The organism is Pilosibacter sp. NGB245, from assembly GCF_057397225.1.
The window spans coordinates 1,782,932-1,796,368 of the sequence record NZ_CM171584.1; the positions used below are offsets into that span (position 1 = coordinate 1,782,932).

Here is a 13,437-nt window from a genome sequence, read left to right on the forward strand (position 1 = left end):
ATATTCACGAAGAGCGATTCCTGATGCCGGACGGCATACATCTGAAGAGAACTGCCGGATGGACTGTCAGTAACACACGAGGGGAGACTTAATTATGAAAGAAAAGAATGACCAGTTAATGAAAATCGCGCAGGCGGGCCTGATGGCGGCGCTCTGCTATATCGGATATGCGGTGTTCCCGGCGATCTCAGCCAGCGGAAGCAAGATCCACATCGGAAATGCGTTCGTCGTCCTTTCCGCGTACCTCCTCGGAGGTGTCTACGGAGGTCTTTCCGGAGCGGTCGGCTTATCGATCGCTGATATTGTCGGCGGTTACGCGGCATCTGCACCGAGAACCTTTATCACAAAGCTTGTGATCGGCCTGATCGTCGGCTTCGTAGCTCATAAGATCGCGAAGCTTTCCGATGAACATGACCATGCGTATGTGATCCGCTGGTCCGCGATCGCTGCAGTCTGCGGTCTCGGCTTCAACTGCTTCTTCGAGCCGGCGTTAAAGTATGTATGGTACACCTTATTATTCCCGAATGCTGACAAAGCCGCATCCGCGATCAAGGCGCTCCTTGCGATCACAACGTACACGACGATCATCAATGCAGTGATCAATTCCGTGATCGCCGTGATCCTCTACGCAGCGCTCCGCCCGGCTTTAAGAAAAGCGGGGTTGATTGCTGCAGAGAGAGTGTAAACGATCAGGATTCAGGGAAAATAACTGAAAGATATGAATCAAAGTATTTTCCGCAGAATTTCTATTTGTCTATGTGCTGATGCCCGTGTGAACAGGAATCCCGGGAACGGCAGTGTATAAACGAGGGGGATTGCGGAAACACAGAAAGACTGGAAGAAAAATTATGCAGAAAAAAATTGCTGTGATCAATGATCTTTCCGGGTATGGCCGCTGTTCATTAACAGTGGCTATTCCTGTTTTATCGGTCATGGGCCATCAGTGCTGTCCGGTACCGACAGCGATCCTCTCGAACCACACGGAATTTCCGGTGTATTTCTTCGATGATTACACGGAAAAAATGACAGCCTACACTGACAAGTGGAAGGAACTCGGTCTCTCCTTCGATGCGGTGGCGACAGGATTTCTCGGCTCGGAGGCACAGATCGAGATCGTCATGGACATGATCCGGAAACTGGAGTCGGAGGAGACGTTTGTCGTCGTCGATCCCGTCATGGGAGACCATGGACATGCCTATGAGACCTACACGCCGGAGATGTGCGAGCAGATGAAGGAACTCGTCTGCATGGCGGATATCGTCCTCCCGAACGTGACGGAGTGCTGCATCCTCACGGATACCCCCTACAAAAAGGAAAACTGGACGCGGCGGGAGCTTTTAAATATGGCGATGATGCTTCGGCTCATGGGTGCGAAGTCAGTGGTCATCACGGGAGTCCGCGAAGGCAGCTATTACACGAACGTGGTCCTGGAACGCGGGCAGATGGAAGCAAAATTTATCAGGACAAGATCTTCCGGCGGCGAGCGCCCGGGAACCGGAGATGTTTTCTCCTCCGTTGTGGCGGGTGCACTCCTAAATGGAAAGTCCCTTCCCGAGGCAGTCGCTCAGGCAGCAGGTTTCGTGAAAGAGTGCATCAAAGTCTCCGATGAGGAGCAGATCCCGCACGCGAACGGCGTCTGCTTTGAGAAGATTCTGGGGAAACTGATAAAAAAGTAAGAGAAATCCCCTTCCTTTTCTCGAAGAAATATGATATATTTTTACCAAAGCGTGTTTTACGCAGAAAAGCCGTCAGATATCGGAGAACGTGTATCAGGAAAACTCCGGGTCCAAGGACGGCACCGGATCTGATAAAGCCGGAAGAGAGAAAATTTACGCGGCGTTTCCGCAGATCGACCGGAAATGAGCAGGCCTGATCCTGAAATGTTGGAATTGCTGCAAAAATAAGGAGAAAAGCGATGTTAGATTTAAGATTTGTAAGAGAAAATCCGGAAGTCGTAAAGCAGAACATCCGGAATAAATTCCAGGATGCGAAACTTCCGTTAGTAGACGAAGTGATCGAGCTGGACGAGGAGAACAGAAAAGTAAAGAAAGAGGCTGATGATCTCCGCGCAAACAGAAACAAGATCTCCAAACAGATCGGTGCGTTAATGGGACAGGGAAAGAGAGAAGAAGCAGAAGAGGTAAAGAAACAGGTTACCGCAGCTTCTGATCACCTTGCTGAACTTGAGGAGAAAGAAAAAGACCTCGAGGAGCGCATCAAAAAGATCATGATGACGATCCCGAACATCATCGATCCGTCCGTTCCGATCGGTAAAGATGACAGCGAGAACGTGGAAGTACAGAAATTCGGTGATCCGGTCGTTCCGGATTTCGAGATCCCGTACCACACAGAGATCATGGAGAGATTCAACGGAATCGACCTTGACTCTGCAAGAAGAGTTGCCGGAAACGGTTTCTACTACTTAATGGGCGATATCGCAAGACTTCATTCTGCAGTGATCGCATATGCAAGAGATTTCATGATCGACCGTGGATTCACATACTGCGTACCGCCGTTCATGATCCGCAGCGACGTTGTTACCGGCGTTATGAGCTTCGCAGAGATGGACGCTATGATGTACAAGATCGAGGGCGAGGACCTCTACCTCATCGGTACAAGTGAGCACTCCATGATCGGTAAATTCATCGACCAGATCATCCCGGAGGAGGAACTTCCGAAGACCTTAACAAGCTATTCTCCGTGCTTCCGTAAAGAGAAAGGCGCACACGGCATCGAGGAGCGCGGTGTATATCGTATCCACCAGTTCGAGAAACAGGAGATGATCGTTGTCTGCAAGCCAGAAGAATCCAAGATGTGGTTCGACAAGTTATGGCAGAACACCGTAGACCTGTTCCGTTCCATGGACATCCCGGTTCGTACCTTAGAGTGCTGCTCCGGTGACCTCGCTGACTTGAAGGTAAAATCTGTCGATGTTGAGGCATGGTCCCCGAGACAGAAGAAGTACTTCGAGGTAGGAAGCTGCTCCAACCTTGGCGACGCTCAGGCAAGACGTTTAAGAATCCGTGTAAACGGAGCGGACGGAAAGAAATATTTCGCCCACACCTTAAACAACACGGTTGTAGCTCCGCCGAGAATGCTGATCGCTTTCCTGGAGAACAACTTACAGGCAGATGGTTCCGTAAGAATTCCGGAAGTTTTAAGACCGTATATGGGCGGCAAGTCCGAAATCAAATAAATAAGGAATTTCATAAAGCTGTGGCGAGTCATTTTGTCACAGCTTTTTTCCGTTTTGTAACTGTTCAATACCCTCACGATTGCGGGCAGACATCCATTCCAAACCGGCTTCGCCGATGGGATTTTTGCCTTCAAACCTATGTTATATTACGGTCAGCGCAGCAAGTGCGCAGATCTACGGAACAGTTACTCTGTTTTTTATATTACAAAGGAGATGAGTTTCATGCCGGCAGCATTTGCACATGATCTTTACGGGAGAAAAGTATATATGGAGGCAGATCCGGTCATCAAGCGGATCATAAAGAAAGAGCGGTACTGCTTTCTTCTTGGCGCGCATGGACCGGATGTCCTGTTTTTTTACAAAGCGCTCGGAAAGAACAAGGTGAACCAGAAAGGCGTGAGAATGCACGAGGAACCGGCTGCAAAGCTTTTTGAGCGGGGAAAGATGCTGGTTCATGAAGCGGAGACGCGGGACGAGCGGGATGAGATGATCGCATACCTCATGGGCGTTGCCTGCCATTTTTGTCTGGATAACCGGGTCCATGCCTATGTGAACGCGGAGGAGAAACGGACCGGGATCACCCACGCGGAGATCGAGACGGAGCTGGAGAGACGGCTTCTGGAGCGCGAACACATGCGGCCGCTCCACTCAAACCTCACCTGCCATTTAAAGATTACTGCCCAGACTGTCCGCGCCTCCTCAAGACTTTTCGATGAGGACCCGATCAAGGTCGCAAAGGCCATTATGAGCTTTAGGACCATGAACCGGCTGTTCATCAACTCCAGCGAATGGACGAAGCGGTTCTGCTGCTTCCTGCTTCGCTTTACGGGCTGCTACGGGGTGATCCACGGCATGTTCATGAGAAAACAGCCGACACCGGGATGTGAGTCGATCACAGACCATCTGGAGAGCGAATTCCATGAGGCAGTCCCGGTCGGGGCGGAGCTTCTCAGCGACCTGTTTACATACCTGAGAGGAAAGGGACCGATGCCGGAACTGTTTTACGGAAACTTTAACGGGGAGACACCGGCGTAATTTTTGCAGACACAATGCGGAAAGAAACAAAAACTTGGAGAATAAAGGAGAACCATCATGCGGGGAAAGATCTATGGAATCGGAGTGGGACCGGGTGACCCGGAGCTTATGACATTGAAGGCGGTCCGCCTGATCCGAGAAGCAGATGTGATCGCGATCCCGGGAAAAGACCGGGAGTCCTGCACCGCATATCAGATCGCCAGCGGGGCAGTTCCGGAGATCAAAGATAAGGAGATCATCCCTGTGGTGTTTCCGATGACAAAAAATGAGACTGTGTTAAGGGAGAGCCATGAGGCGGCGGTTCAGAGCCTTACGGCGCTTATGGACCAGGGAAAGACCATCGCGTTTCTGACGCTGGGGGACGTGACGATCTATTCGACCTACGGCTATGTCCATCAGAAACTTTTGAGTCTCGGATATGAGTCGATCCTGGTAAACGGGGTCCCGTCCTTCTGCGCGGCGGCGGCAAAACTCGGGATTTCCCTCGGGGAAAAGGCGGAGGCGATCCACATTCTGCCGGGATCCTATCCGGTCGCAGACGGACTGGAGCTCCCGGGAACAAAGATCTTAATGAAGTCAGGAAAAAAGATCGGGGACGTGAAGCGGGAACTCATGGAAAGAGAGCTTCCGGCCTGGATGGTGGAAAACTGCGGAATGGACGGCGAACGGCTTTTTGAGAGCGCTTCGGATATTGCGGAGGACGCGGGATATTATTCCCTTATTATCGCGAAGGACAGGGAGGAACAGTAGCGCATGGAGACAAAAAAATGGCGGACGATCCGGATCGGAACGCGGAAGAGCAGACTGGCGCTCGTTCAGACAAAGATGGTTGCGGAGGCGATCCAGGCAGTATGTCCGGAGGTCGTGTGCGAGCTGGTGCCGCTGATGACAAAAGGCGATAAGATCTTAAAGACATCCCTCGTGGCGTTCGGCGGAAAAGGCGCGTTTGTCGAGGAGTTTGAGCAGGGACTGTTAAACGGGGAGATCGACCTTGCGGTCCACAGCGCGAAGGACATGCCGATGGATCTGAGCGACGGGCTCTGCATTGGGGCAGTTTTAAAACGGGAAGATCCGAGAGACGTCTTTGTAACGGTAAAAGGCCGGACTTCGGAGCGGATGCCGCGGATCATCGGAACGGGAAGCCCGAGACGCCAGGTTCAGATCATGGAGCGCGGGGACGTGGAGTGCAGACTTCTTCGCGGAAATGTTGATACACGGCTGGAAAAACTATATGCGGGAGAGTATGACGGGATCATTCTTGCTGCTGCTGGTCTCTCCCGCCTCGGACTTCTGGATGATCCGAGATTTTCATTTGAATTCCTGGAACCGGAAACCTTTATCCCGGCGGGCGGGCAGGGGATCATCGCTGTTGAGGCAAAAAAAGGCAGCGAGGTTTTAAAGATCCTGGAAAAACTGAATGACAGAGAGGCAGAGCGCGCCCTGTTTGCGGAGCGGAAGGTCCTGCGCCTTCTTGGGGCAGGCTGTACCGCGGCAGTTGGTGTGTACGCGAAGGAAGAGAATGGAAGCTTCCGGATGGATCTGATGAGGGAAACAAAGAACGGAGTAACCCGCACTCAGGTTTCAGGAGCAGCGGAGGATTCCATGAGACTCGCGGAGCTTCTTGTCAGACAGGGAACCGATGGGGATGTGCCGGCAGGAAAGGCATTTCTCGTCGGAGCAGGTCCGGGAAATGGCGGTCTGATCACTGTAAAGGGGCAGCAGATCTTAAAAGCGGCGGAAGTTCTCGTATATGACCGGCTTGGCTCCGAGGAATTATTGTCTTTAGTGCCGGAATCCTGCGAGCGGATCTATGTCGGGAAAGAGGCGGGTCACCACATCAAAAAACAGTCGGAGATCAACCGGATCCTTGTGGAGAAAGCACTGGAGGGGAAACGTGTAGTCCGCTTAAAAGGTGGAGATCCCTTCGTCTTTGGGCGAGGCGGCGAGGAGATCCAGGCACTCACGGAGGCAGGAATCTCCTATGAGGTCGTCCCGGGCGTCACATCCGCGATCGGAGCACTGGAAGCGGCCGGGATCCCGGTCACACACCGGAATATCGCAAGAGATTTCCATGTCTTTACAGGACATATCTCCCATGAGGACGGCGAAGGACTCTACGGGGATTACAGCTTGTATGCGAAACTCCCGGGAACCCTGATCTTTCTGATGGGATTATCCAACCTTGAGGAGATCGTGAAACGTCTCATAGATGGCGGAAAAGACGGGGAGACGCCCGCTGCCGTTGTGACGGACGGAACACTTTCGAGAATGCGTGTAGTGAGGGCATCCTTGAAAGACCTGCCGGAAGCCGTGAGAAAATCGGGACTCACACCGCCGGGGATCATCGCGGTCGGTGAGGTCTGCGCATTCCACTTTACATCCATGGTCCCGGGCGCGCTCACCGGAATTACAGTCGGAGTCACCGGAACGGAAGCCGTCGGAGGACGGATCATGGACCGGCTGGCAGTCGAAGGGGCGAAGACGATCCGCGCCGGGGAGTCGGTCGTAGTGAGAGAACCGATGGATCGCCTGGATCAGGCATTCACGGATCTTGCACAGTACAGCTGGGTGATCTTCACAAGCCGGAATGCGGTGAAGATCTTCTTCGAGCGGATGCATGAAAAGCATGTGGATCTCAGAAAACTCGGCTCCTTAAAGTTTGCCGCTGTCGGGCGCGGGACCGGGGAGTATCTCGCAAATATCGGGATCACGCCGGACTTTATCCCGAAAGAATACACGACGAAGGCGCTGGCAGACGGACTTGCGGCGCATCTGAAAGAAGCAGGAGAAATTTCCGGGATTTCCGAGAGTGGAAAACTTCTGATCCCACGGGCAAAACAGGGATCAAAGATCCTCACGGATCGGCTGGAAGAACAGGGATATCTGTTTGATGACATCCCGATCTATGATGTGCGGGCGGAGCAGACAGATCTTTCGCGGCTGAAACATGCCGACTACATCACATTTGAAAGTGGTTCCGGCGTCCGCGGATTTTTCGCAGGACGGGAGAAAGATGCGGCAGCTCTGTTTGGGACGGCGCGCCCGGTCTGCATCGGAAAAGTGACAGCGGCGGTCCTCGCGGAGTATGGAGTGACAAATGCCCTGACAGCCTCCGATTACACTGCGGACGGGATCCTGGAGGTGCTGCTGGCGGACCGGAATGAGATCGCGAGATAACAAAAGTTGCGGGGCCTGCAGGGGCAGAGGAAAACAATGGAGACGTTTGTATATAAGGACCATAAAAAGTTAAGATGCGGCTACACAACGGGAACCTGCGCGGCGCTTGCGGCCCAGGGGGCAGTGCGTTTCCTTCTCACTGGTTCCTGGAGAGAAACAGAGGAACTCATGACCCCGAAAGGCATCCCGGTTCGCGTGGCGCTGGAGGAGAAAACTTCCGGGGATGGCTGGGCGGAGTGCGCAGTCCGGAAGGACGCCGGGGATGACTATGATGTGACGAACGGGATCCTCGTGTACGCGCGGGCGGAATTTCCGGATGCAGAGACGGGAGCTGCAGACCATGCAGTCGGCAGTTTCCTTCCGCAGATCGTGATCGACGGCGGCATCGGGATCGGCCGTGTCACAAAGCCGGGACTCGACCAGCCGGTCGGCGCTGCAGCGATCAACTCGGTGCCGAGAAAGATGATCCGGGACGCCGTGGATGCGCTTCTCGAAGAGGCAGGGGAAGTCAGGTCTGTTCTCGTTACGATCAAGATCCCGGCCGGTGTGGAAGCTGCGAAAAAGACCTTCAATCCGGTCCTCGGGATCGAGGGCGGGATCTCGGTGCTCGGAACCAGCGGGATCGTGGAGCCGATGAGCGAGGAAGCACTCGTGGAGACGATCCGGACGCATCTGAATGTTTTAAAGGCGGAAGGGCGCCGCTGGGTCATTGCTGTACCGGGAAATATGGGAGCGGGATTTCTGCAAACATATTTAAAAAGCTGTCCGGGAAAATACAAATCCAAGGATGAGGCTTCAGGAATCTGCGATCAAACGGAACCGTTGGATCGTCAGTCCTCGGACTGTTCCGATCGAAACTCTTCGGTGAATTCTTCCGAACAGGATGAGCAGAAAAAAAGTCTGGAAAAATCACTCGTTACGATGAGCAACTTCGTCGGAAAGACGATCGACATCGCTGCAGAACTCGGCTTTTCCGGGATCGTGATCGCCGGTCATATGGGAAAACTCGTGAAGATCGGAAACGGGATCATGAACACACATTCAAAGGAAGCCGACGGGCGGATGGACACGCTCTTATCCTGCGCGCTTTCCGCGGGCACCGAAGATCTGGAGCTATTAAGAAAGATCCAGGGATCCAACACGACGGACGAAGCGATGGACCACTTAAAACAGGCAGGCATCCTGGAAGATACGATCCGCGTATTTCTAAAACGTGCCGCCTGGCATCTCGCCCACAGATCCCGGGACGAGCTGAAGACGGGAATGATCGTCTTCGGAACAAAAGGGGAGTACCTTGGTGAGACGGATGATGCGGCAGAGATCCTGAAAGAGGCACTGTCGGAGCTGAAAATGCAGTCGTTATGCGAAGAGGAAGATCATCGTAGGTAAGCCCGGTGTGTGGACATGTGATGACAGGGCATGAAGAATGTTAAATATCGATAAAAAATCGGGAGGAAGATGTGCATGATACATTTTGTTGGAGCCGGAAGCGGAGCGCCGGATCTGATCACGGTCCGGGGACAGAGATTCCTTCGGGAAGCGGATGTCGTGATCTATGCGGGATCCCTTGTGAATCCGGAACTGTTGAAAGAGACGAAGCCGGGCTGTGAGATCTTAAACAGCGCCTATATGACGCTCGACGAGGTGATCGATGCCATGGAGAAAGCGGAAGAAGCCGGAAAGATGACCGTGCGTCTCCACACCGGAGACCCGTCGATCTACGGAGCGATCCGGGAACAGATGGACCGTCTTGATAAGAAGAAGATCGCCTACGATGTATGCCCGGGCGTCAGCTCCTTCTGCGGGGCGGCGTCGAGTCTCCATGCGGAGCTCACACTCCCGGGCGTGTCCCAGTCCGTGATCATCACACGGATGGCAGGGCGGACGGATGTCCCGGAAAAAGAAAATTTCCGTTCCCTGGCAGCCCACCATGCGACGATGGCGGTCTTTCTCAGCACGGGTCTGCTCGCGCAGATGGAAAAAGAGCTGGCGGAAGCCGGATATGAGCCGGATACCCCTGCGGCGATCATCTACAAGGCGACATGGCCGGATGAGAAGATCGTCCGCTGCACCGTCTCCACGCTGGCACGGTCTGCAGAGGAAAACGGGATCCGGAAGACGGCGATGATCTTCATCGGTGATGTATTCGGGACAAGAGATCACAATGGTTATGAGGAGTCGAGACTTTATGCGCCGGACTTCTCCACAGAATTCAGAAAGGGGACGGACCAATGAAAAAACTGACTGTCGTCGGCATGGGCCCCGGCGAATATGAATCCATGACGCTCCGCGCCGTGAAAGCATTAAATACCTGTGATGTGATCGTCGGTTACACGGTCTATGTGGAACTCGCAAAGCCATACTTCCCGGAGAAGGAATTTCTGACGACCCCGATGAAGCGGGAGATCGAGCGCTGCGAGATGGCATTTGCGGAGGCGGAAAAAGGACGATCCGTCGCGATGATCTGCAGCGGGGATGCCGGAGTTTACGGAATGGCGGGACCGATCCTGGAGCTGGCAGAAAAATATGCGGATGTGGAACTGGAAGTAATCCCGGGGATCACGGCGGCGCTCTCCGGCGGAGCAGTCCTCGGCGCTCCGCTCATGCATGATTTCGCAGTGATCAGCCTGAGTGATCTTTTAACCCCGTGGGAGACGATCGAAACCCGTCTCGATGCCGCGGCAAAGGCGGATTTTTCCATCTGTCTCTACAACCCGTCGAGCAAAAAACGCGCCGACTATTTAAAACGTGCGTGTGAGATCTTCCTGAGGTATAAATCTCCGGAAACGGTCTGCGGGATCGCGAAAAACATCGGACGGGACGGGGAAATGAAGAAGGTCATGACACTCGCGGAATTAAAAGACTACGAGGCGGACATGTTCACGACTGTGTTTATCGGAAACAGCCGGACCGAAAAGTCTGTTCTTGGCGGACAGGACTGGATGGTCACACCGAGAGGATACCGGATATGAAAATAGAGGAAGAAAAAAAGATCGCGATCTTTGCGGGGACCACGGAAGGCCGGCTTCTCGCGGAGAGACTGGTCGGGAGCAATGTCCGGGCGGATGTTTTCGTCGCGACAGAGTACGGAAAAGAGGAGATCCCGGAGGCACCGAATCTCCATGTCTATGACGGGCGCATCGATGAGAACGGGATGGAGGATCTGTTCCGGGAAAAACGGTACGATCTGATCCTGGACGCGACGCACCCGTTCGCGAAAGCCGTTACGGCAAATATCCGCGAGGCGGCGAAGAAGACAGATACGGCGTTTTTGCGGATCCTGCGGGACGGAGGCAGGAGCGGAATTCGGGTCCAGACGCTGGAGGAAATCCAGGAAATGGCGGCTGACCGGAAAAATGAGCCGGTATTTGTCGATTCGGTCCGCACGGCAGTCGAATTTTTGAAAATGACCGAAGGACCGGTCTTTGTCACGACCGGAAGTAAGGAATTATCTGCGTTTCTGGAGCTTCCGGACTGGGAGACGAGAGTCTACGCGCGCGTCCTCTCGATGCCGGATGTTGTAAAGACATGTGCGGACATGGGATTCTACGGCATCCATCTGATCGCGATGCAGGGACCGTTTTCGGAAGAGCTGAATGTCGCGATGATGAGATCCGTCCATGCGAAATGGATGGTGACGAAGGAATCAGGGAAAGCCGGCGGCTTCGGGGAGAAAGTCAGCGCAGCGAAGAAAGCCGGAGTCGGACTCGTCGTGATCGGGCGTCCGGCGGAGGATGGGATCTCGCTGGAAGATGGAATCAAATATCTGGAGAAAAATTTTTCACTCGCAGCTTCCGATGGGCATGAAAAAGACGATGCGGACGACAGACCGGAACAGGTAGGAGAAAGCTGCCAAACAGATTCAGATCTGATAAACACAGATCATATCGCTCCGGAGAAAGCAGATCGGAACCAGCCCGCTCCTGCACAGGAAGACTCCGTCGGATCAGCGGTCGGAGAAAACATAAAAAACGAAAAAGTTCGCCAGGTTTTCCTCATCGGAACCGGCCCGGGAGATTCATCCTGGCTTACAGGCGAGGCAAAGAAACGTCTTGAGGCGTGTGACCTGATCGTCGGCGCCTCCCGTTGTGTTAGACAGCTTGCCGATTTCCATAAGCCGGTCTACGAGGCGTATCTGCCGGAAAAGATCGCAGATTATCTGGATAGCCATCCGGAAGCAGGGATCATCTGCGGAGCCATGTCAGGCGATACCGGATTCTACAGTGCGGCGGAGAAGCTCTCCACAGTCCTGGAGAAGCGTGGATCGTATGAAGTTACGATCATTCCGGGGATTTCATCGGTCGGATACTTTTTCGCAAAGATCCGGCACCCGTGGGATCATGTAACACTCTTCAGCATGCATGGTCAGGAGACAAATTTTGCGTCCGAACTGAAACGCACCGGACGCGCGTTCGTCCTTGGAGGCGGAGCCGATTTCTACGGGAAGATCTGCGGACAGCTGGAAGAACTCGGGATGCAGGATGCAAAGCTCTTTATCGGTGAGAATCTCTCTCTGGACGGGGAGCAGGTCCTCTCCGGATCCCTGGAGACATTCAGGGAGCGGAAGGCCCCGCCGCTTGCGGTCCTCTATGCGGAATGGAACGGTCCGCTCCGGCCGTTGTCACATGGTCTCCCGGATGAGGAATTTCTTCGCGGCAAAGTCCCGATGACAAAGATGGAAGTCCGCGCGGTTTCCGTATCGAAGCTGGAGCTGACGGAACATTCCGTTCTCTACGATGTCGGGGCCGGAACGGGATCGATCTCCGTGGAGTGCGCGGGACTTTCCGACTCGGTAAAAGTCTTTGCGATCGAGAAGAACCCGGAAGCAGTGGAACTTCTGGAGCAGAATTTCCGGAAATTTGCACTCACAAATGCAAAAATCATCGCGGGAAATGCCCCGGAGGCATTGAATGACCTTCCTGCCCCGACGCACGTTTTCATCGGCGGGAGCAGCGGAAAGATGGAGAAAGTCATTGCGCTCTGTCTCAAGAAGAATCCTAAGACAAGATTTGTCGTAAACCTCATCACACCGGAATCTCTTGCAGCTGTCCTTGCGGCGGCGAAGACACTTCCGGTAACGGAACCGGAGCTCGTGACCCTGACAGCAGCCAGATCAAAAAAAGCCGGAAACAGCCACCTGATGATGGGACTGAATCCGGTGTGGATCGTGAGCTTTGAAGGGAAGAAACAGGGAGAAGAACATGACGAAATATGAGATTTTGAAGGAGACGGAACTATTTGTCCTGGATATGGATGGGACTTTTTATCTGGACAATGATGTGATTGACGGAGCACTGGATTTTCTGGATGAAGTGAAAAAAGCCGGAAAACGATTTGTGTTTTTTACAAACAATTCATCCAAATCACCGGGAACCTATATTGATAAACTGGCAAAAATGGGATGCAATATTGGCAGAGAACAGATCATCACATCCGGCGATGTGATGATCCAGTATCTGAAAGAGTATTATCCAGGAAAAGAAGTCTACCTTGTCGGGACGCCGGATCTCGAGGATAATTTCCGCGAAAATGGGATCCGGCTGACGAAAGAGATGCCGGACGTGGTGGTGATCGGCTTTGATATGACACTGACGTATGAAAAGCTGGAACGCGCCTGCACATATATCCGGAACGGTGCTGTTTTTCTTGCAACCCATTTGGACATCAACTGCCCGACAAAAGACGGTTTTATTCCGGACTGCGGTGCCATATGTGCGGCGATCTCCCTGTCGACAGGGAAAGAACCGAAGTATGTCGGAAAACCATTTAAAGAGACAGTGGACATGGTCCTGGAACTGACCGGAGCGAAGCGTGAGGAAGTCTCCTTCGTCGGAGATCGTATCTATACAGATGTAAAGACCGGAGTGGCAAACGGCGCACATGGGATCCTGGTCCTGACCGGAGAGACAAAGCCGGAAGACATTCCGAAGTCTGACGTTGTTCCGGATGCTGTTTTCACAGGATTAAAAGAGATGGGAGAACTGCTCGGAGAAAAATGAACAGTGTCCATTTTGTACCCATCCATATGA

General features: G+C 53.3%; 11 protein-coding genes. All 11 read left to right on the plus strand.

Annotated features, from left to right (window positions below; genetic code table 11):
- Positions 1 to 94: 94 nt before the first annotated feature.
- The gene (locus tag ACXMYH_RS07950; RefSeq protein WP_118532068.1) at positions 95 to 685 is read left to right on the plus strand and encodes an ECF transporter S component; all 591 of its coding nucleotides are present in this window, start codon (positions 95 to 97) and stop codon (positions 683 to 685) included.
- Between the two features lie 163 nt (positions 686 to 848).
- Positions 849 to 1,676, plus strand: coding sequence for a pyridoxamine kinase (locus tag ACXMYH_RS07955; RefSeq protein WP_118321011.1), 828 nt, complete (start codon positions 849 to 851; stop codon positions 1,674 to 1,676).
- Between the two features lie 239 nt (positions 1,677 to 1,915).
- A complete protein-coding gene (gene serS / locus ACXMYH_RS07960; RefSeq protein WP_118298108.1) occupies positions 1,916 to 3,196 on the plus strand; it encodes a serine--tRNA ligase in 1,281 nt (426 codons plus the stop codon).
- Positions 3,197 to 3,418: 222 nt separating this feature from the next.
- Complete coding sequence (locus ACXMYH_RS07965; protein ID WP_329752458.1) at positions 3,419 to 4,231, plus strand: zinc dependent phospholipase C family protein; 813 nt, start codon at positions 3,419 to 3,421, stop codon at positions 4,229 to 4,231.
- Positions 4,232 to 4,288: 57 nt separating this feature from the next.
- Positions 4,289 to 4,981, plus strand: a complete 693-nt coding sequence (cobI, locus tag ACXMYH_RS07970) for a precorrin-2 C(20)-methyltransferase (RefSeq protein WP_486555837.1) — start codon at positions 4,289 to 4,291, stop codon at positions 4,979 to 4,981.
- Positions 4,982 to 4,984: 3 nt separating this feature from the next.
- Positions 4,985 to 7,408 carry a hydroxymethylbilane synthase gene (gene hemC / locus ACXMYH_RS07975; RefSeq protein WP_486555838.1) on the plus strand — a complete coding sequence of 808 codons (2,424 nt, stop codon included), beginning with the start codon at positions 4,985 to 4,987 and terminating at the stop codon, positions 7,406 to 7,408.
- Between the two features lie 36 nt (positions 7,409 to 7,444).
- A complete protein-coding gene (gene cbiD, locus ACXMYH_RS07980) occupies positions 7,445 to 8,797 on the plus strand; it encodes a cobalt-precorrin-5B (C(1))-methyltransferase CbiD (protein ID WP_486555839.1) in 1,353 nt (450 codons plus the stop codon).
- 75 nt (positions 8,798 to 8,872) lie between these two features.
- Positions 8,873 to 9,643 carry a precorrin-4 C(11)-methyltransferase gene (gene cobM, locus ACXMYH_RS07985; protein WP_486555840.1) on the plus strand — a complete coding sequence of 257 codons (771 nt, stop codon included), beginning with the start codon at positions 8,873 to 8,875 and terminating at the stop codon, positions 9,641 to 9,643.
- Positions 9,640 to 10,380, plus strand: coding sequence for a precorrin-3B C(17)-methyltransferase (cobJ, locus tag ACXMYH_RS07990; RefSeq protein WP_486555841.1), 741 nt, complete (start codon positions 9,640 to 9,642; stop codon positions 10,378 to 10,380). Before cobM ends, cobJ begins: the two co-directional genes overlap by 4 nt.
- Entirely contained in the window at positions 10,377 to 12,623 is a 2,247-nt protein-coding gene (gene cobK, locus ACXMYH_RS07995) for a precorrin-6A reductase (RefSeq protein WP_486555842.1), read from the plus strand. Before cobJ ends, cobK begins: the two co-directional genes overlap by 4 nt.
- A complete protein-coding gene (locus tag ACXMYH_RS08000) occupies positions 12,610 to 13,407 on the plus strand; it encodes an HAD-IIA family hydrolase (protein WP_118513382.1) in 798 nt (265 codons plus the stop codon). Before cobK ends, ACXMYH_RS08000 begins: the two co-directional genes overlap by 14 nt.
- Positions 13,408 to 13,437 lie beyond the last annotated feature (30 nt).

Bases quoted from the DNA above. Each gene is read 5' to 3' on its own strand.
- ACXMYH_RS07950 (WP_118532068.1), top strand. From the start codon at position 95: ATGAAAGAAAAGAATGACCAGTTAATGAAAATCGCGCAGGCGGGCCTG.
- ACXMYH_RS07955 (WP_118321011.1), top strand. From the start codon at position 849: ATGCAGAAAAAAATTGCTGTGATCAATGATCTTTCCGGGTATGGCCGC.
- serS (WP_118298108.1), top strand. From the start codon at position 1,916: ATGTTAGATTTAAGATTTGTAAGAGAAAATCCGGAAGTCGTAAAGCAG.
- ACXMYH_RS07965 (WP_329752458.1), top strand. From the start codon at position 3,419: ATGCCGGCAGCATTTGCACATGATCTTTACGGGAGAAAAGTATATATG.
- cobI (WP_486555837.1), top strand. From the start codon at position 4,289: ATGCGGGGAAAGATCTATGGAATCGGAGTGGGACCGGGTGACCCGGAG.
- hemC (WP_486555838.1), top strand. From the start codon at position 4,985: ATGGAGACAAAAAAATGGCGGACGATCCGGATCGGAACGCGGAAGAGC.
- cbiD (WP_486555839.1), top strand. From the start codon at position 7,445: ATGGAGACGTTTGTATATAAGGACCATAAAAAGTTAAGATGCGGCTAC.
- cobM (WP_486555840.1), top strand. From the start codon at position 8,873: ATGATACATTTTGTTGGAGCCGGAAGCGGAGCGCCGGATCTGATCACG.
- cobJ (WP_486555841.1), top strand. From the start codon at position 9,640: ATGAAAAAACTGACTGTCGTCGGCATGGGCCCCGGCGAATATGAATCC.
- cobK (WP_486555842.1), top strand. From the start codon at position 10,377: ATGAAAATAGAGGAAGAAAAAAAGATCGCGATCTTTGCGGGGACCACG.
- ACXMYH_RS08000 (WP_118513382.1), top strand. From the start codon at position 12,610: ATGACGAAATATGAGATTTTGAAGGAGACGGAACTATTTGTCCTGGAT.